Annotated in this window: 17 protein-coding genes; 11 read left to right on the top strand and 6 right to left on the bottom strand. The window is 51.0% G+C overall.

Going from position 1 to position 17,771, the window contains the following annotated elements; all coding sequences use genetic code 11:
* Positions 1–29: 29 nt before the first annotated feature.
* The 3 genes from N24_RS13105 to N24_RS13095 all read right to left on the bottom strand — a co-directional run bounded on the left by N24_RS13105 (position 30) and on the right by N24_RS13095 (position 4,250).
* Positions 30–2,021 carry an ATP-dependent DNA helicase gene (locus tag N24_RS13105; RefSeq protein ID WP_096457967.1) on the bottom strand — a complete coding sequence of 664 codons (1,992 nt, stop codon included), beginning with the start codon at positions 2,019–2,021 and terminating at the stop codon, positions 30–32.
* Between the two features lie 340 nt (positions 2,022–2,361).
* Positions 2,362–3,702, bottom strand: coding sequence for a nicotinate phosphoribosyltransferase (locus tag N24_RS13100; protein ID WP_096457964.1), 1,341 nt, complete (start codon positions 3,700–3,702; stop codon positions 2,362–2,364).
* A complete protein-coding gene (locus N24_RS13095) occupies positions 3,699–4,250 on the bottom strand; it encodes a CAP domain-containing protein (RefSeq protein WP_096457960.1) in 552 nt (183 codons plus the stop codon). The genes N24_RS13100 and N24_RS13095 overlap by 4 nt, the downstream gene beginning before the upstream one ends.
* Positions 4,251–4,568: 318 nt before the next feature.
* Here N24_RS13095 and clpS point away from each other — a divergent pair, with 318 nt between their 5' ends.
* Genes clpS through N24_RS13070 form a run of 5 tightly spaced genes read left to right on the top strand, consistent with a single transcriptional unit; the run spans position 4,569 to position 7,607 of the window.
* Entirely contained in the window at positions 4,569–4,871 is a 303-nt protein-coding gene (clpS, locus tag N24_RS13090; RefSeq protein ID WP_011897801.1) for an ATP-dependent Clp protease adapter ClpS, read from the top strand.
* A 12-nt stretch (positions 4,872–4,883) separates the two neighbouring features.
* Complete coding sequence (locus N24_RS13085) at positions 4,884–5,423, top strand: DUF2017 domain-containing protein (RefSeq protein ID WP_096457954.1); 540 nt, start codon at positions 4,884–4,886, stop codon at positions 5,421–5,423.
* On the top strand, positions 5,423–6,337 hold the full coding sequence (locus tag N24_RS13080; RefSeq protein WP_096457951.1) for a P1 family peptidase: 915 nt from the start codon (positions 5,423–5,425) through the stop codon (positions 6,335–6,337). The genes N24_RS13085 and N24_RS13080 overlap by 1 nt, the downstream gene beginning before the upstream one ends.
* Positions 6,334–7,083, top strand: coding sequence for a rhomboid family intramembrane serine protease (locus N24_RS13075; RefSeq protein WP_096457948.1), 750 nt, complete (start codon positions 6,334–6,336; stop codon positions 7,081–7,083). Before N24_RS13080 ends, N24_RS13075 begins: the two co-directional genes overlap by 4 nt.
* Before the next feature lie 29 nt (positions 7,084–7,112).
* On the top strand, positions 7,113–7,607 hold the full coding sequence (locus N24_RS13070) for a MarR family winged helix-turn-helix transcriptional regulator (RefSeq protein WP_096457945.1): 495 nt from the start codon (positions 7,113–7,115) through the stop codon (positions 7,605–7,607).
* A gap of 373 nt (positions 7,608–7,980) precedes the next feature.
* Here the strand turns inward: N24_RS13070 and N24_RS13065 are convergent, their stop codons facing one another.
* Complete coding sequence (locus N24_RS13065) at positions 7,981–8,634, bottom strand: hypothetical protein (protein ID WP_096457942.1); 654 nt, start codon at positions 8,632–8,634, stop codon at positions 7,981–7,983.
* A 60-nt stretch (positions 8,635–8,694) separates the two neighbouring features.
* Between N24_RS13065 and murI the strand changes: the two genes are divergently transcribed.
* From murI to rdgB, 6 genes are all read left to right on the top strand, one after another.
* Complete coding sequence (gene murI, locus N24_RS13060; protein ID WP_096457939.1) at positions 8,695–9,549, top strand: glutamate racemase; 855 nt, start codon at positions 8,695–8,697, stop codon at positions 9,547–9,549.
* A 102-nt stretch (positions 9,550–9,651) separates the two neighbouring features.
* Positions 9,652–10,419, top strand: coding sequence for a 3',5'-cyclic adenosine monophosphate phosphodiesterase CpdA (cdpA, locus tag N24_RS13055; protein WP_096457936.1), 768 nt, complete (start codon positions 9,652–9,654; stop codon positions 10,417–10,419).
* A gap of 456 nt (positions 10,420–10,875) precedes the next feature.
* A complete protein-coding gene (locus N24_RS13050; protein ID WP_096457933.1) occupies positions 10,876–11,376 on the top strand; it encodes a neocarzinostatin apoprotein domain-containing protein in 501 nt (166 codons plus the stop codon).
* Positions 11,377–11,506: 130 nt separating this feature from the next.
* Positions 11,507–15,145: an HtaA domain-containing protein gene (locus N24_RS13045; RefSeq protein WP_167382117.1), complete on the top strand. Its 3,639-nt coding sequence runs from the start codon at positions 11,507–11,509 to the stop codon at positions 15,143–15,145.
* A gap of 167 nt (positions 15,146–15,312) precedes the next feature.
* Positions 15,313–16,050: a ribonuclease PH gene (gene rph, locus N24_RS13040; RefSeq protein WP_096457928.1), complete on the top strand. Its 738-nt coding sequence runs from the start codon at positions 15,313–15,315 to the stop codon at positions 16,048–16,050.
* Positions 16,051–16,076: 26 nt separating this feature from the next.
* A complete protein-coding gene (rdgB, locus tag N24_RS13035) occupies positions 16,077–16,697 on the top strand; it encodes an RdgB/HAM1 family non-canonical purine NTP pyrophosphatase (protein ID WP_011015172.1) in 621 nt (206 codons plus the stop codon).
* A 73-nt stretch (positions 16,698–16,770) separates the two neighbouring features.
* Here the strand turns inward: rdgB and N24_RS13030 are convergent, their stop codons facing one another.
* Both N24_RS13030 and N24_RS13025 read right to left on the bottom strand, forming a co-directional pair.
* On the bottom strand, positions 16,771–17,127 hold the full coding sequence (locus N24_RS13030) for a DUF3817 domain-containing protein (protein ID WP_003857996.1): 357 nt from the start codon (positions 17,125–17,127) through the stop codon (positions 16,771–16,773).
* 80 nt (positions 17,128–17,207) lie between these two features.
* On the bottom strand, positions 17,208–17,672 hold the full coding sequence (locus N24_RS13025; protein WP_096457925.1) for a hypothetical protein: 465 nt from the start codon (positions 17,670–17,672) through the stop codon (positions 17,208–17,210).
* Positions 17,673–17,771 lie beyond the last annotated feature (99 nt).

Below are 17,771 nucleotides of genomic sequence, written 5' to 3'. Positions count from 1 at the left end.
GTTGCTCACACGTCTGTCACACCCGACACTTATTTGGCAGCGACCAACCGTTTCAGGGCCGCGCGCACCGTGTCAGGGTTGGTGGTTTCCCAAAAGCGAGGCATGGAGGAGCGAAGGAACCCGCCGTAACGTTTCGTCGATAAGCGATGGTCTAGCACTGCAACCACGCCGCGGTCGCCGACGTGCCTTAACAACCGCCCTGCGCCCTGCGCCATTAAAAGTGCTGCGTGGGTGGCAGCAACCTCCATGAAACCGTTGCGACCTTCGGCGTCTGCTGCCTCTTTGCGGGCTTGCAGAAGCGGATCGTCGGGGCGGGGGAATGGGATGCGGTCAATGAGCACCAATGACAGCGAACGGCCGGGAACATCGACCCCCTGCCACAGCGTGAGGGTGCCAAAAAGGCAGGTGTTTTCGCTGTCGGCAAATTTCTTCACCAGCGCCGCAGTATTGTCATCGCCCTGGCAGAGCACATCGAACGGCAGGCGCAAGCGCATCGCCTTGGTGGCTTGCTCTGCAGCGCGTTTCGACGAAAAGAGCCCCAACGTTCGCCCGCCCGCCGCAGTAATTAATTCGTAGATTTCATCAAGGGTTTCCTCGGGCAATCCATCGCGTCCGGGATCGGGAAGATGACGAGCGGTGTATAAGATGCCGGATTTGGCAGGATCAAATGGTGTGCCCGCATCGAGGGAATCCCATGAGCCTTTAGGAAGACCCCAGCTGGCAGCCATCGCATTGAAGTTTCCACCGATGGTCAACGTGGCGCTGGCAAGCACAACGGTGTTTTCCGCAAACAGCTTCTCATGCAACAACCCAGCTACGGAAAGTGGAGCGACGTTAAGGGAATCTCCGCGTCGATCGTCATGGTTATGCCACACCACGTCGTACTGCTTGGAGGGATCCTCCTCCGCAAACACCTCCAAAATACGCACGATAGCGTCGTGGATTTCCATCAAGTGGTTGCTGAGGTTCTGACGCTCGGCAAAACGCTCCGGATCATTGGCAGCCTCGCCTTCAGGGGCTCCCGCGATCTGAGCTCGCAACGCCCACAACGCATCCTTCAGAGCCACCAACGTGCCTTTGGATCCCTCATCCCTGTCATTCCACCGACCAGGCTGCATGGTTTGCAACAGTGTTTCCAAATCACCAGCGATTTCCTGGACGCGTTCTTCCCGCTTATCGGAATCCAATTTAGCGGCACGACGAGCAGCCAAGTTGAGGGAATTCACGGTGATCTCTGCAGAAGCCACCGCAGTGATACGACCATCTAATTCATGAGCCTCATCAATGACCACCACATCGTGATCAGGAAGGACTGAAATATCGGCTAAAGCGTCAATGGCTAATAAAGCATGGTTGGTGACAACCACATCAGCTTCCTTGGCTTTCGCCCGAGCGACCTCTGCAAAACAATCCTCACCATGCGGGCAGCGAGATGCACCAATGCATTCTCTTGCCGTGACGCTAACCTGCTTCCACGCAAGATCTGGCACGCCTGGATCCAAATCATCGCGGTCACCAGTTTCCGTCTCATTTGCCCACTCATTAAGACGCACAATGTGCTTACCCAGCCAAGAGATATCTTCCTGCTCAATCAGGGCATCTTCCTGGTTGAGTTCTTCTTGCCGAGCCACCTTATTCATGCACAAATAGTTGGATCGGCCCTTCATGATCGCAAAGGTAGGGCGCCGCTCCATCAGCGGTTCCAACGCATCGACCAAACGAGGAAGATCCCGATTAACCAACTGGCGCTGCAACGCAATCGTTGCAGTAGAGACAACAACAGGGGAATCTGATTTCTGCGCATGACGAATCGCCGGCACAAGATAAGCCAGAGATTTACCCGTACCCGTACCAGCCTGCACCGCCAAATGCCGCTTATTGTCAAAAGCTTTAGTGACAGCTTTTGCCATTGCTTCCTGACCAGCACGACGAGCGCCACCTAATGCTTCAACGGCAGCGGATAACAATTCTTCGGTGGAAGCATTCAACGGATCTGGGGTGGGGGATTCAGGCGCAGACATTGTTCAAAGTCTATCCAGATCGGTGGCGAAAGCCTAAGCCGTGAGTTCTAGGTGCATATCCAGGTTTAGAGTGTGGCATTCACGCTTTTGTTTCGTGCTTTTAACGCGACCGGACGATTTTCGCAGGGCCACTTTCTCTGGTGACCAAAAAGGACTTTTCGGAGCCAGGTTTTGGTCTCCTACACCGGTTTTCGGACACGCAAACCAGCGCTGGTGACCAAGGATCTTTAAAACGACTATGGATTTGGTCGAATATGACGGTACTAGGAAACTGCCGCTATAAAAACCAGTTGAACCTGCTTCACCTACCCCAAGGTAAAGCAGGTAAAGCAGGTTTACACTATGCCACTGGTGGGAAACCCACGAAGCGAGTGTGTAGTACAGGCTCATCACGTGAGAGCGCCAAGCCTTCCCATGGCAAAGACACCAGCTGCTTGGCTAGGTATGCGCGGGAATCTTCCAGGGTTGGTAGACCTGGAACGATTTCTCCATCTCGCATCAATGGGATGGTCAGGTTCAAGGTGTCGAGCTTGCCGGTATCTGGTGCTTCTGCATCAAATGGGTAGACGATTTCTTCGATGGCGGTACCTGATGCGCGGTGGGTGCGCACTGCCTTTTTGCCGCCGCCATAGCTTTCTTTGTTGCGGGAGCGTTTAGCTACGGGGTGTCCTGAAACTTCGACGATTTTGTATACCAACCCTGCTGTTGGTGCGCCAGAGCCGGTGACTACGGATGTGCCTACACCGAAGACGTCAACTGGTTCGCCGCGAAGACCTGCGATGGCGAATTCATCCAGGTCGGAGGAGACCACGATCTTGGTGTTGTGGGCATTGAGATCATCGAGCTGTTTGCGGACTTTGCGGGCAAGGACACCGAGGTCACCGGAGTCGATGCGGACGCCACCTAGGTCTGGGCCTGCTACTTCGATGGCTGTTTTTACACCTTGGGTGATGTCGTAGGTATCGACAAGCAAGGTGGTGTCAACGCCGAGGGAATCAATTTGTGCTTTAAAAGCTGCTGCTTCGTTGGGGGTGCCATCGTCGTTGATGTGCAAAAGAGTCCAGGCGTGAGCCGAGGTACCAGACGCTGGGATGCCGTAGCGGTAGGCCGCTTCAAGGTTGGAGGTGGTGGAAAAACCTGCGAGGTAAGCTGCACGGGATGCGGTCACGGCTGCGTATTCGTGGGTGCGGCGTGATCCCATCTCAATGATGGGGCGTCCGTCTGCTGCGGTAACCATGCGGGCTGCTGCGGATGCTACGGCAGAATCCGCATTCATGATGGATAGGATGACGGTTTCTAAGATGACGCATTCGGCAAAGGTGCCGCGGACTGTCAGTAGAGGGGATTGTGGGAAGTAAATTTCGCCTTCGCGGTAACCATCTACTTGGCCGGTGAAGCGGTAGTTGCGTAGGTATTCGCGGGTGCGGTCATCTAAGAAATCAAGATCGGCGAGTTGTTCCTCTGTGAATACAAAGTCACGGATTGCTTTCAAGACACGGGCAGTTCCTGCAACGACGCCGTAGCGACGCTCGTTTGGAAGGCGGCGGCTAAAGACCTCAAATGTGGAGGGGCGTTCGGCTGAGCCGTCTGCAAGTGCTGCTTGAAGCATGGTCAGCTCGTATTTATCAGTTAATAGAGCTGTGGATCTGGTGGGGGAAAATTCTGAAGGATTGGTATTCACTCTGTTGATTCTACGGACTCGAGTGCAGGCACAGTGAACTGCACCACTACCCACGCGTGATCACCTTTGTATGCAACACCAACTCCGACGGCTTCGTAGTCATTGGCGAGTAAGAGTTCCGCATGTGCTGGTGAGGCCAAGAACCTATCAACGATGGTGTCGGCATTGGCGTCAGCGTAGGGGAGATTTTGCTGGAGAACTACCAAATTTCCTTCAGGGTCTGGAACTTCTTCCTCAGTGCCAGCTTCTGCATTTCTTTCTGCAATTTCCTGGGCAGCAGTGTGCAGGTTGAGGTCCGCTGTAAGGATCAAGAGCCCTTCGCCACCGCGCACATTATTGATCTTGTTTACAACATCCGTCCGCACCTGAGACAGCGCGGGAGACTCAGGGGCTTTACCCGTGGAGATGCCATTCAACGTGACGATGAGAGTCAGCAGGATGGACAAAATGGGGATGGCCTTTGCGATGGACTCAATGAATTGGGCATGCGTTGGCGCAACACCCCATTTTTCCAGCAGGGCACGCGCTTGTGCTGCGAGGCCTTCCATCAGATGGTCCTTCCGCTCTGGTTTGTGCTTCAAACCAGCATTGATAGGTCAACAAAATTAAATGTTTAGTGCATTTTCAGGAAAAAGGCTATCAGAATGAATAGTGAAATGCGATGTCGGTTATTGCAGCATTCTTGCAGGTTAGAGGATAAATAGTTGGGTGATGTATCACCTATGACGTAATTTTTCGCGGGAAAAGTGCGACTACTCTGCGCCAACACTTGGTTGTTGACTAGGCTATTTGTCATGAATAGGCAAAACCCAATTCACTACCCACCGGCAGTGAAGGCTGCGGAAAGCGTGAAAGAAATCTCTAATATGTCATCGCCTTCTGCGCCGCTTGCCACGCCCGACGTTGAGCTTGATGTGCACACGTTGTCTAGTGAGAACCTGCCGTGGTTGTGCATCGTGTGGGATGATCCGGTCAATCTCATGAGCTATGTCACCTATGTTTTTCAAACGGTGTTGGGCTTCAGTAAGAAACGTGCCACTGAGTTGATGATGCAGGTTCATACTGAGGGCAAAGCTGTGGTGAGTTCTGGTGAGAAAGACAAGGTGGAGGGTGATGTGAAGAAACTCCACACCGCAGGGCTGTGGGCAACAATGCAGCAGGCAGGTTAGGAAGTTATCGTTATGCAGCAGTGGAAGAAGAAAAAGGGCCTTATGCGCCAGGTCCGTTATTCGGTGGTTTTTGATCCGATGGAGCGGGAAGTGCTGGGGGATTTATCGGCGGCGGTAAGTGAGGCGTTGATTCAGCGGGCGCAGTCTGTGCCTAAGGATCCGTTGGCTGAGATGACTGGGATGACTAGTGGGCATAAGGAAGCACCCACTGATCCTGCGTTGGCTCGGTTGTTGCCTGATTTTCAGCATGAGGGCGATGAGGAGTATGACGGGGATAATTCTTTCCTTCGTTCGCTGCATGAGGGCGATATCACCCGTGCGAAGCTGGAAAATCTCCGCGTGATCAATGATGCGCTTGGCCCTGATGGCAATGTGGCGGTGTCGGCTTCTGAGGAGGAAGCGCATGCGTGGTTAGCAGCACTCAATGACATTCGCCTGTACGTGGCATCAGGCGATGTGCGCGGTGGGGAAGCCGCCGAAGAAGATCGGGAAAATTTAGTGCAGTGGCTTGCTTATAATCAGGAATCCTTGCTGGAAGCTATGATGAACTAATGCTTATCGACGTCCCCGGCTTCCTTTTAGGCCACGTGAGCAAGGGGGATACAGGTTGCTCGGTGGTCATTGCACCTAACGGTGCATTTGCGGGGGTTGATGTGCGTGGTGGTGGCCCAGGCACTAGAGAAACGGATCTTTTAGAGCCACACAATTCTGTTCAGCAAGCACATGCCGTGGTGTTGTGTGGTGGTTCGGCGTTTGGATTGGCAGCCGCTGATGGAGTTATGACAGCCCTGGAAAAACGCGGTATTGGTTTTCCCGTGCGCCCCGAAGGTCCTATCGTGCCGATTGTTCCAGGCGCTGTGATTTTTGATTTGTTGGTGGGGGATCCAAAAAATCGGCCGACTGCTGCTGATGGGGAACAAGCAGTAGAAAATGCTTTCGCTGGAACGCACAATGGTTCGGGAAGTGTCGGGGCGGGGACGGGAGCAACCGCAGGAAGATTACGCGGTGGATTTGGGCAGAGTTCGCGCCGGGTTGGAAAATACACGGTTGCAGCAGGGGTGGTGGCAAATCCGGTAGGTGAGGTTGTTGATCTAGAGACTGGTGCGCTGTTTGGGAGGCCCGAAATAAAGGGGGTGGGCGTCGAAAAGCTAAAAAGCGCGGCAGAAACCCTCAACACGACCATCGGCGTGGTGGCAACTGACGCGCCTGTGACAAAAGCCCAAGCAAAGCGCTTGGCGCTGGTGGCCCATGATGGTTTGGCGCGTGCGGTAAGGCCTGCGCATTCCCCGATGGATGGTGACACATTCTTTGCCATGTCCTCCGGTGATGGCAGCGGTGTTACCCCAGTTGACCTGGCAGAACTGTGCGCACATGCGGCCGATTGCGTGCAGGACGCTATTATCGACGCCATACTTTCCGCGAGTCCTGGACTTGGGCTCAAAAGCTTCAGGGAACTTCTACCATGAGTTACAACAGCCCGTATAACAACACTAATTTTGGCAGCTCCGGCATGTATCAACCAACAGGTGGGCCGGTGCAGCCATGGAATAAGCCAAACGCCAGCTTGAACCAGCAGCTGAAAAACAAATCCTCCGTGCGCACTGGGCTGAGTATCGCGGTGGGATACGTCGTGGTCATTTGGGTGGTGCATTTACTATCCATCGCGGTGGCGTTTCTCACGGGTTTTCAATTAACCAGCTTTGGCATTCACCCTTTAGACACCAGCGCATTGTGGGGAATTTTCACCTCACCGCTGCTGCATGGAAGCTTTAGCCACCTCATTGGAAATACAGTTCCAGGTTTTATATTCAGCTTCCTGATAGGCATGAGCGGCAAGCGCGTGTTTTGGGAAGTCACCATCATTGCAGGCTTGATCGGTGGTCTGGGTACCTGGTTCTTCGGCGGTATCGGAACCAACCACATCGGTGCTTCCGGGCTAATTTACGGTTGGCTTGGATACCTCATTGTCCGGGGAATATTTAACAAAGACATTAAACAATTCCTGCTCGGAGTGGTGTTAGCGTTTATTTACTCTGGACTATTTTGGGGGCTTCTTCCAACCCAAATGGGTGTGTCATGGCAAGGGCATCTTTTCGGCGCCCTCGGAGGAATCGGCGCAGGTGCGTTTATCACTTCTGATGATCCCGCAGCTCTAAAAGCGAAGAAACAGCAAAAGAAATTACAAAAGCAACAACGCCAAAGAGGCTTGTAAATCCCGCCCAGCGACTACAATTAATTGACATGACAAGTGACAAACCCGAATCCCAGGACATTTGGCTAACCGACGAGCAGCAAGATGTATGGCTCGATGTGTGGACAATGCGAATCGGTCTACCTGCTCGCTTGGATGCTCAACTCAAAGACGCAGCAGGTTTAAGCCACTTTGAGTACTTCACCATGGCGCAGATTTCCATGGCACCAGACAGGCGCGTTCGCATGAGTGAACTTGCTGAACTTTCCGATATGACTCTCTCGCACCTTTCCCGCGTGGTTACTCGCCTAGAAAAAGCCGGGTGGGTAAAACGCGTTCCTGATCCCGATGATGGCCGCGCCACCGTTGCAGTCCTCACAGACACAGGCTGGGAGAAAGTTCAAGAAACAGCCCCAGGACACGTCAAAGAAGTTCGCCGATTAGTGTTTGATGATCTCACCGCAGAAGAACTTAAATACTTGGGCTCAGCGATGAAGAAGATCGTGCATCGCTTAGATATGTCCAACAAGTTGCCGAGGGTTTAAAGGCTAGATCGGTGTGTGGCCAGCTTGATAGCTAGTCCAGCTGTGATCGCGCGGTGGCCTTTTTCAAAACCAGACTGGTGTGCCAAGATTTTCGATTTTTCAAATTCTTTGGCACACCAGTTCGGTTTGCGGAGCTGCTCACCAAACTATGGTGACAAGATTTCGGGTTTTCGGGAATCCTTGGCACGCCAGTTTGGTTTCTGTTGGTGTGATCTAGAATCTGGCTGCGGTGCCTTGAAAAAGTGCCCTCACAGAATCGTTTTTAAGCGCCTTTTGAGCACCGGGTAATACAAATACTCATTCCAGAAATTGGGGCGCTTAAATGGCTTGTTTTAAGGCACCCTAAAACTGAACGTCGCGATGTAGAGAAATCTTAAGAAATATACACAACCGCATTGTTTCCACCGGTACATGTGACGTATTCTCCGTTGTCCGTGCAGTTCATGGTGTAGTTACCACCGGTAACTGGGCTTGTAGCTGTTACCTGGCCGGAAAGTTCATCGGTTTCTAGATAGTGGTTTACAAAAGCATCTCGGACTGCTTGAGCGAACTCTGTTGAGGTAGACGCTGAACCTGTGTAGACGTTATTGAGATCACCTGCATCTGTGTTTGCTTGAGCAGCTGCATTTGCAGGCGAGGCATCGGCGGGTAGAGACGGTTGAGCAGGACGATTACCTGCAGCTTGTGTAGCGCTGGGGGCTGTTGTTTCAGTGGGCTGTTCCGCTGACTCCGCAGAACCTGCAGAATCTTCGGCCTCTGAGGTATCACTAGGGGTAACACTGGGAGTATCGCTTGCAACAGAGCTCTCCGCAGCATCCGAGGAATCATCAGAAGAACTACTTAGACTGTTAATTAGCAAAATCCCAGCAAGAACAATGATGGCGATGAGGATCAAAATCAGACCAATGATGCTGCTGTTGCGGGGGTGTTTAGCGGGAACCTGTGTGGGGGACCCAACGGTTTCGGAGGAGGCACGCACTGCAGCAAATCGTCTGGTTTCTTGATCAGGAGAATCAGCCATTGCCACATTGTGGCATATTTTCCGTAGATAACAGTAGATAAAAAGGGAAGCCACGCGACGTGGCTTATGATGGCAACCGTGACTGATTTCAGTGGATCTATGATTGAACGCCCCATCCCAGGTGCTGATGCACCGATTGGAATTTTTGATTCTGGAGTTGGCGGGCTTACCGTGGCGCGCACGATCATTGATCAATTGCCACATGAATCCATTATTTATATCGGTGATACTGCTAATGGTCCGTATGGTCCGTTGCCGATTGCTAAGGTCCGGGAGCATGCGATTCGGATTGCTGATGAGTTGGTAGAGCGTGGATGCAAAATGATCGTCATTGCGTGCAACACGGCATCTGCGGCGTTTCTTCGTGATGCTCGTGAACGATACAGTGTGCCGGTAGTGGAGGTCATTCTTCCTGCAGTAAGGCGTGCCGTGGCGTCTACCCGCAATGGCAAAGTGGGGGTGATTGGCACGGTTGGAACAATTAACTCCGGTGCTTATCAGGATCTTTTTTCGGCTAGTCCTTCTATTGAGGTCAGTGCGGTGGCATGCCCGCGGTTTGTGGATTTTGTGGAACGCGGAATCACTAGTGGTAGGCAGATCCTTAATATTGCGGAGGATTATTTGGAACCTTTGCAGGCAGAAGGCGTGGATACTTTGGTGCTTGGATGTACTCACTATCCACTTCTTTCTGGTGTTATCCAGTTAGCAATGGGGGATCACGTCAGCCTCGTGTCTAGTGCCGAAGAAACAGCCAAAGATGTTTTGCGTATCTTGAGCCAGCAGGATCTTTTGGCTGATCCTGAAATGCATCCAGAACCCACCTACAGCTTTGAATCGACAGGCGATCCAGACATCTTTGCGCAATTAAGCCGCCGATTCTTAGGGCCAATTGTGTCCCAAGTGAGGCAAAACGAAGGATAATCCCAGGTGTGTGATCTACCTCGAAATGGGGAGGGGTAGTTAGATATTCACATTTTGGCCTAAAAGTTCACGAGATCTTCAATTGCATGGCACAGTATCCTTATGAGACTGACCATCCTAGGAAGCTCTGGTAGCGTGCCCGCTCCAGGTAACCCCGCATCCGGATATCTGTTAACTTCTCCGGACGCCCCTGCCGTGATTATGGACATGGGCCCAGGTGTCCTTGCAGCAGTTCAAGAAATTCAAGATCCTGCTGATGCGCATGTTATTTTCTCCCATTTGCACACCGATCACTGCGCTGATTTTGCGTCCTTGATGGTGTGGCGCAGGTTCCACCCAACGCTGGCCGCCAAGAGCCGCAATCTTTTGTTTGGACCTGAAGATACCCCCAACAGGCTTGGTCGTTTGAGCTCCGATGAGCCTGATGGCATTGATGATATGTCAGATACTTTTGCTTTCGACGCCTGGGAAGAGCGCAAGCCAGAGCTCATTGATAATTTCACGGTCACGCCGTTCCGCGTTGTGCATCCCATTGAGACCTACGCGCTTCGCGTAGAAGAGCACCGCACCGGCGCCTCAATTACGTATTCCGGTGACAGCGCGTACACCGAAGCGCTTATCGACGCCGCCCGCAACGTTGACATTTTCTTGTGCGAGGCAACTTGGGGCACCTCTTGCGATGACAAAGCACCAGGAATGCATATGTGTGGCCAAGACGCCGGAAGAATTGCGGCAGCAGCTGGCGTAAAGAAACTGATTATCACTCATGTTCCACCATGGATTGATGCGGATGCAACAGTGGCAGCAGCTGGGGAACACTTTGATGGTCCAATTGAACTTGCTCGCCCGGGGATGGTTGTAGATTTTTAATACAAATGTTCTAAATTTAAGGACTCTACTGGAGTAAGTCTGGGTGGTGGCTTCTTGCCGATTATTCAACTTGCTTTAAGGTTCTGTTAATTGTTGCGCCTTCAAATTGCATTAAGTTCACTGCGTTGAGCTGATTTAAATACCTGGTAGATGGATTATTTAGCCCCGAAAGGGGCTATTCTTATGTTTAGACCCCGGGGGTATTTTATAAGAAGCGTCAAGTGAAACTGCCAGGTTAAATATAGGATTTTTTGCAAGTTTGAACACTTAAATATATGCAAAAGTGATGAAATCTTTACAGTTACTAGCTTTCCTACAAAGGTAAAGCTAACCTCAATAATGTTCTCAGTTACTGGAATCCAACGAAGAGACCTCCAGAATTGCGGAACTCAGTACGTAGAAATACGTAAAGTCTGGGCCATTTCGGCCACCAATTTCTCTTTAAGGAGATAAAGCATGACTGTTTCAATTGCTCCAAAGCGGGCAATCTCTGCTCTACTCGGTGCGGCATTTTTCGGATCCGCGCTTCTTACCGCAGCACCGGCATTTGCACAAACGGCTCCAGTGGTTTCGGTCACTCCAAATCAGACCACTTATTCTAGCGGTCAAACTGTCCAGGTAAAGGTAACTGGGTTGGAGCAGGATACCGACTACAGGCTGGGACTCTGCACGGTAGAGGGAATTGCTCCTACTGGAGCACCTGCGTGTGCTGAAACTGTACAAGTAGATGCACAGGCTGATTCTAGTGGCGAGATCAACGCCTCCGTCACTCTCGTTAACAACGATATTAATGCGCATGGAAAACTAGGAAAACTGATTGGTTTCCCAGGTCTTCCTGGGCAGCCTGACTATGTCAATCTAAGTGCACCTGAATCTGCAAATATTACGGTGGCAGAGCACTTGGTAAGCGGCGGTGGAATCCCAGTTGCTTACAGCGCTCCATTCAATTTGAACTAGCCAAATATAGTTTGCTAGCAAAGAGTTGGCTTTTCGAGAATTAGACCTTGAGAAGCCAACTTTTACATGTCAAAAGGGAAAAATGAATAGTTTTAAAAGCCTAGTTAAGAAAACTGTTGCACTTCTGGTAATGGTAAGCATTTTGCTTTTCAGCTTTAATCCAACCTCTTTGGCTCAAGAAGCCGATTACTTCGATGTCGACGATCAACGAGTAGAGCTGAGTGAAGGCTCAGCAACATGGGGCATTAAGCAGTCTTGGCGAAATTATATTGGTGTTGGTCTTCACGGTCGAGGTGGCTCGCAACTTTCGGCAGGCGCGGAATGGCTGGATGAACCACTTTCAGAAATCGTTTGGCCTGCAAATGGTGGTTACTTTGATCCTGAGGATAACAGCTTAGAGCTCAGATTAGGTGGTGTTGCCCATTTTCAATCCTGGTTCATTGAAGAAGACAATTCGTTTCTTTTGGATTCCAAGTTTCAAGATTTGATCATCCGGATCTCCCCAGATGAGCAGTATATCTACGGTACATATATAGGAAAAGATCGCGACACTTTTGAAGATGTCATTCTAGTTGAAGAACCAATTGCTGCCTTAGATATTTCAAACGCTGAAATAGAGACTGATGGCACTACGACAACATGGTCGGGTATTACGACTTTTAATACCTCAAACTTCCCGCTTTATGGAGAAGGCGTGAGATTTGACGATCTGAGTTTTAGTTACATGGGTCCTGGAGGGCTCCCGGACGTTTCATCAGAATTTATTGAATCTGGAACTCCTCTTTTTTCGCCCTCAAAAGTCTGGGATAATGGTGCGAATAATCGGGCTCAGGTCTTTCCAGAACGCGGCAGAGATATTGTTCACGTCTTAGAGCGAATTAATCCTGGTGCCAGTGAAACGACTTACAAAGTAACAGCACTGGATGCTGATGACTTAAGCGTGTTAGGAACCATAGAGGCGCCCATTCGGGGTGGTTCTTTTGGAATTACATCCGAAGTAGCCTTTGATCCAACAACTGGCGAGCTTTACTACCAATCTGTCAAAGCAGGAGAATCTACGACATTCGAAATTATCAAGATTTCTTTTGATTCCTCTGATTCCAAGTATTCGTATTCGAAAGTTTATGAATACGAAGCTGAAGGACAAGAGGGTGTTTATCTGAATTGGGACGAGGGGCGACAAAACTTAGTTTTGTTAGAAAACTATAGAGTCCCCAAAGAAGGGCGAGCATCGTATAGCTCGAAGCTCGAGTTCATTGATATTGAGACCAGTACAGCCGTGCAGTATGACCTTTTTGCGGCACTAATGGAAGCAATGCCTGTGGGATCGACTGATCTTGACAAGAGTGAGAACTGGTTAACTCCACGGCCTGGATCCGTACTTAACTTCAATAAATTTGGATTTTTCCGGGATGGTTCTATGCTGCTGTTGACAAGTGGTAGCTATATCGACAGTAACGGGCAGTCACAAAGAATGCCGTATTTACGTCTGCTTTTTGAGAGCAATGAGTTGAGGGTTGAACCTATTGAGGGAGTGAACCCAATTTCTCCTTGGCCAGGAATAGAATATGAATATAGTTCAGTTGGAAAAGCTGCAGATGGAAGCCTGTTTCTATCTGCTTCGGGTTGGGCAAACGTTTATTCCTACATTGATATCGAAGACGGACAGATTGTCCATACTGAGCCTTTTTCTATTGAAGGAGTTAGTACCTCAACCGGACCTAGTTTTAGCGATACCGTAAATAGTCTGGATTACGTTTTCGAACCGTCTGCCCTTGCGGTACGCGTATTTTCTAATGGTAAGTATTTTGCTGATATTAAGTCGCTTGACTTTTCCGGAGACGCAGCTGGTGTAGATCGTAACGGTAACGTGTATACGCAGGTTAAAGGTCCTGGAACATCGAATATGGCAATCCAAAAGTGGTCGCTTGATGGCGTAACACCGTCGATTGCTGAGCAGCCTGAATCTCATGTTATTGAACTAGGAGCAGGATCTTCCCAGGAGGTCACGTTCACCGCGCGTGCTGAAGGCGGCACAGGTCAGTGGGCGCAGCAATGGCAGGTAAAGAAACCAGGTGAATCAGCATTCTCTGATATTGACGGTGCAACCGGCGAGAGCTTAACAATTACAGCCTCCGGTGCTGATAACGGAAGTGTTTACCGCGCTACGTTCACCGGTGATATCGGTACTGTTGCTTCTGATGAAGCAACGCTGACTGTCAACTATGCACCTAAGGTAGCTACCCAGCCAGCATCTAAGGATGTTGTTGCGGGAACACCTGGTGTCTTCCAGGCAGCGTTTACTGCTCACCCAGAAGTAGAAGACGTGTACTGGGAATACCGCAGCAACGGTTTCTGGACCCGCATTAACACTGACAACAACTTCCACGTCACCACAGCAGAAGGACTGACCTCCTTAACGGTGACTGATACAGCAGTTGACCAGTCTGGAACGAGGTTGCGTGCTGTTGCTACCAATGCTGCTGGTACCACCATGTCCAGGGAAGCTGTTTTGACAGTACGTCCTGCTACTGAGATCCCAGATGATGGCTTAAGCATTGATGATGTGGTGCTGCGTTGGGGTATTAGTGAGGAAGTTCAATCTCGACCACCGTTTGGTGATTCCAACTATCTTTCTGCTGGTGTGTCTGATGGATCCGCTTTGACGTATGAGTCCACTGATGGTGATGTGCGCATCATCCACAGTGATGGCACCACCGACACCGAACCTGATTATGCCTCACGAGCAGCACATGTTAGTGATGCAACTATTGATCAGCTTGTCGAGTTCGGTGGCGGTAACGCTGCTATTAACCCGGATGGGTCTGCAACAGTGGATTGGGATGGCTCGTTTAGTATCAACTTCTACGATGGCCTGGTTCCATTTACCATTACTGATCCTCATCTTGAGGTCTCGGCAGCTGGTATGGGTGTGCTGACTGGTGATCTGACTGGTTATGAAGTGGAGATGTCGAACCCGAATGAGAAGACCCCGCTGACTGATCTGTATGACGATGTCACGATCGCAACGTTTAGTGGTGTGAGCATTGATCCTGAAGGTGTCGTGACCATCACCCCTGATTATGACGGTGTGCTTGCTGATATTCCAGCAGATGTCACGCCACAGGTAACTACGGGTGCTGGTTGGGGTGCATGGCCGCAGGGCTTCCTGGATTTCCACTTTGATACCAACTTGTCTTCTTACTGGTATTCCTCTGGTGGTGCGGGTGATTCGAAGAAGGCTCCGATGAGCTTTGATGTTGATTTCACTAACGCATCTGATTCTGGTGAGCAGCCAGGTGTGCCGCAGGCTAGTGATCTGAACGCTGGTAATAAGGGTGAGCTTGTTGTTCCAGCGGAGGTAGAGGCTGGTCAGGAGATCACGATTGGTGGTTTACCTGCTGGTGAGGACGTGGATGTGGTGTTGTTCCCAACCACGTTTAGCTTTGATCGGATGACTGTGGGTGTTGATGGCACGGTAACTGTGATTGTTCCTGCTGGTCGTGGTGGTGAAAACCAGGTGGCTGTGTATGAGGCTGATAAGGCTGGTTCTGCTCATGTGTTGGGATGGTCTTACTTAACTATTGCTGGCCAGGATGCACAGGACCCTGATCCGCAAGATCCTCAAGATCCAGATCTACAGGATCCTGGTGTTCCTGGATCGAGTGTTGGTTCTGCTTTTGATACGTTGATCAAGATCGTGAGCCGAATCTTTGGTGGGTTGTCAGCACTTCTTGGTTTGTGGTTTGGAGGGTTGTTTAGTAGCTAGTTTCTAGCTTTGGGGCACACTGCTACCACGGGTGGTAAGGCGCGCTAGGGTTTTTTAGGGATGAGATGTCCTTAAATTCCTAGCGCGCTTTGCTGTGTGGGTGGGGTGGGGCGTCGAAAAGCATCTTGGTGCGCGAGCGCCTTAGCCTGGAAGGTAACCTGTATTCCATGACTTCTTCTTCCAGCTTTTCTCGTTTTGATGGCCGCGCCCAGGATCAGATGCGCGCCGTTAAAATCACCCGTGGATTTACTTCAAACCCTGCAGGCAGCGTGCTTGTTGAATTCGGTAACACCCGCGTCATGTGCACTGCTTCCGTGGAATTGGGCGTGCCTCGTTTCAAGCGTGATTCCGGTGAAGGCTGGTTGACCGCAGAGTATGCAATGCTTCCGGCTGCGACTGCGGAGCGTAACCGTCGTGAATCTATGGCTGGCAAAGTCAAGGGCCGTACTCATGAAATTTCTCGTTTAATTGGTCGTTCTTTGCGCGCGGCTGTGGATCTTTCCCAGCTGGGTGAAAACACCATTGCTATTGACTGCGATGTGCTTCAGGCGGACGGCGGTACCCGTACGGCATCTATCACTGGTGCATATGTGGCGCTGGCTGATGCCATCAAGGTTTTGCAGGAACGTGGCGTTGTTCCAGGCAGCCCACTTCTTGCCCCCGTAGCTGCCGTTTCCGTTGGTCTTATTGATGGCAATGTCTGCCTTGACCTGCCATATGAAGAAGATTCCCGCGCTGATGTTGACCTCAACGTTGTCATGACTGAGCACGGTGAGTTCGTGGAAATTCAAGGCACCGGCGAAGAAACCACCTTCACCCGCGCACAGCTTAATGACATGCTGGATTACGCAGAAAAGGGCTGCCGCGAATTGGTTGCTGCCCAAAAAGCTGCACTGGGAATCTAAAACCACAACAGAGTTAAGGACACCGGATGAAACTTCTTCTTGCATCCAACAACGCAAAGAAACTCAAAGAACTCCAGCGGATTTTGGATCAAGCAGGCCTAGATTCCGTTGAACTGCTGGCTCTGCGTGACGTCGAGGCATACGACGAGCCGATCGAAGACGGCCGCACTTTTGCCGACAACGCACAGATCAAAGCGCGCGCCGGGGTAACCCACACAGGCATCGCCACGATCGCCGATGATTCCGGCATCGCTGTTGAAGAACTCAACGGAATGCCCGGCGTTTTGTCCGCCCGCTGGTCTGGCGCACACGGCAACGACACCGCCAACAACGAGCTGCTTCTTGCCCAAATGGAACATGTTCCCGACGAGCGCCGCAACGCAGCCTTCGTGTCCGTATGCGTGCTTGCACTTCCGGACGGCCAAGAATTTGTTCAGGAAGGCCGTTGGGAAGGCCAACTCCTACGCGGACCTAAGGGCGAAAACGGTTTCGGATACGATCCACTGTTCATTCCAGCAGAGGAAATCGATGGACAAGGACGCAGCTCCGCTGAACTTTCCGCAGAGGAAAAGGATGCTTTGTCCCATCGAGGTCAAGCGCTGCGCGGATTGGTTGAGAAGATCGCACAGGTAGCTGCGGCTAGCTAAGGCCTTAAGGAAAACTAAAACCCCCCCGCCAGATCACACGCAGTGATCGGACGGGGAGGTTTTGTGTATTTAACTATGAGTTCAGCTGGAATGTCTGAGTAACTTCCTTGCGGCGGTTGTGCTCAACAAAAAACGACAGCAGCGGAACCACACCTGCGATAGCGGTGGTCACCCAACGAGTCGGATTCCAACGCGCCTTCAGACCCAGGTTCAGGGTGGTCATCAAGAAAACAATGTAAACCCATCCATGTGCAATCGGAACGAATCGTGCCCACTCAGGAAGATCCATGCCAATTATGTACTTCATGATCATCTCCGCCACCAGCGCCAGCAAAAACACACCAGTCACCCACGCAGCGATGGAGAACATGGTGAGGGCCTGACGAACGCGTTTCTTACGCTCGGGGTGGATTGGGGTGGTGGTAGACACGCAACTCTTCCTTCAAAAATAAAATAGCGGGATAGGGCTTCAGCAAAGCAGTCGGGCGCGGGCCCGGAAAAGTTCCAGGTTTAGGCTTTTCGACGTCTCCGTGCATGCGGATCATTCAACCTGTTGAATTCTTCCACATCCATTGTCGGGCGAGACGGCAGGAAGGATTCGTCGATTTCCTTGACACTGTCATCTTCCACCAAGCTCGGACGGTGAGAGAGCTGAACGAAGCTATCTTCCTGCTCTGATTGCGCAACTGGTGTTTTGCCTTGCTCCGCCATCATTTTGGCTTCCATGTTTTCTAACTCAATGGACTCATTCTCATACTGTAAATACTTACGGTATGCATAGATGAGGAATCCACCGATGAGTGGCCACTGGAAGGCATAACCTAAGTTTTGGAAAGTTCCAGATCCGGACTGAAATCTAGACCACTGCCACCATGCCAATGCGCAAGCTGCGATGAAACAAATGAGAAGAAAGACAATGTGACTTAACTTGACGGTCTTCTTTTCTTTAACCCCGGCTGGCCCTGGCTTGCTCATAGATTGCTATTCTACCTGCTGATTTACCAGAAGCGAATTTTTTCACGGTGTAGTTGGTCACCCGCATTAGTAATTTTTACCCTTCTCCATGTATAGTAA

The organism is Corynebacterium suranareeae (genome assembly GCF_002355155.1).
Lineage (GTDB): Bacteria > Actinomycetota > Actinomycetes > Mycobacteriales > Mycobacteriaceae > Corynebacterium > Corynebacterium suranareeae.
Note: the sequence above shows the minus strand (reverse complement) of the source record. Positions and strands in the feature narration are given on the sequence as shown.

What these genes read in the sequence shown, in the direction of transcription:
- N24_RS13105 (WP_096457967.1), bottom strand. Translation starts at nt 2,021, where the DNA reads ATGTCTGCGCCTGAATCCCCCACCCCAGATCCGTTGAATGCTTCCACC.
- N24_RS13095 (WP_096457960.1), bottom strand. Translation starts at nt 4,250, where the DNA reads ATGGAAGGCCTCGCAGCACAAGCGCGTGCCCTGCTGGAAAAATGGGGT.
- clpS (WP_011897801.1), top strand. Translation starts at nt 4,569, where the DNA reads ATGTCATCGCCTTCTGCGCCGCTTGCCACGCCCGACGTTGAGCTTGAT.
- N24_RS13085 (WP_096457954.1), top strand. Translation starts at nt 4,884, where the DNA reads ATGCAGCAGTGGAAGAAGAAAAAGGGCCTTATGCGCCAGGTCCGTTAT.
- N24_RS13080 (WP_096457951.1), top strand. Translation starts at nt 5,423, where the DNA reads ATGCTTATCGACGTCCCCGGCTTCCTTTTAGGCCACGTGAGCAAGGGG.
- N24_RS13075 (WP_096457948.1), top strand. Translation starts at nt 6,334, where the DNA reads ATGAGTTACAACAGCCCGTATAACAACACTAATTTTGGCAGCTCCGGC.
- N24_RS13070 (WP_096457945.1), top strand. Translation starts at nt 7,113, where the DNA reads ATGACAAGTGACAAACCCGAATCCCAGGACATTTGGCTAACCGACGAG.
- murI (WP_096457939.1), top strand. Translation starts at nt 8,695, where the DNA reads ATGATGGCAACCGTGACTGATTTCAGTGGATCTATGATTGAACGCCCC.
- cdpA (WP_096457936.1), top strand. Translation starts at nt 9,652, where the DNA reads ATGAGACTGACCATCCTAGGAAGCTCTGGTAGCGTGCCCGCTCCAGGT.
- N24_RS13050 (WP_096457933.1), top strand. Translation starts at nt 10,876, where the DNA reads ATGACTGTTTCAATTGCTCCAAAGCGGGCAATCTCTGCTCTACTCGGT.
- N24_RS13045 (WP_167382117.1), top strand. Translation starts at nt 11,507, where the DNA reads ATGGTAAGCATTTTGCTTTTCAGCTTTAATCCAACCTCTTTGGCTCAA.
- rph (WP_096457928.1), top strand. Translation starts at nt 15,313, where the DNA reads ATGACTTCTTCTTCCAGCTTTTCTCGTTTTGATGGCCGCGCCCAGGAT.
- rdgB (WP_011015172.1), top strand. Translation starts at nt 16,077, where the DNA reads ATGAAACTTCTTCTTGCATCCAACAACGCAAAGAAACTCAAAGAACTC.
- N24_RS13025 (WP_096457925.1), bottom strand. Translation starts at nt 17,672, where the DNA reads ATGAGCAAGCCAGGGCCAGCCGGGGTTAAAGAAAAGAAGACCGTCAAG.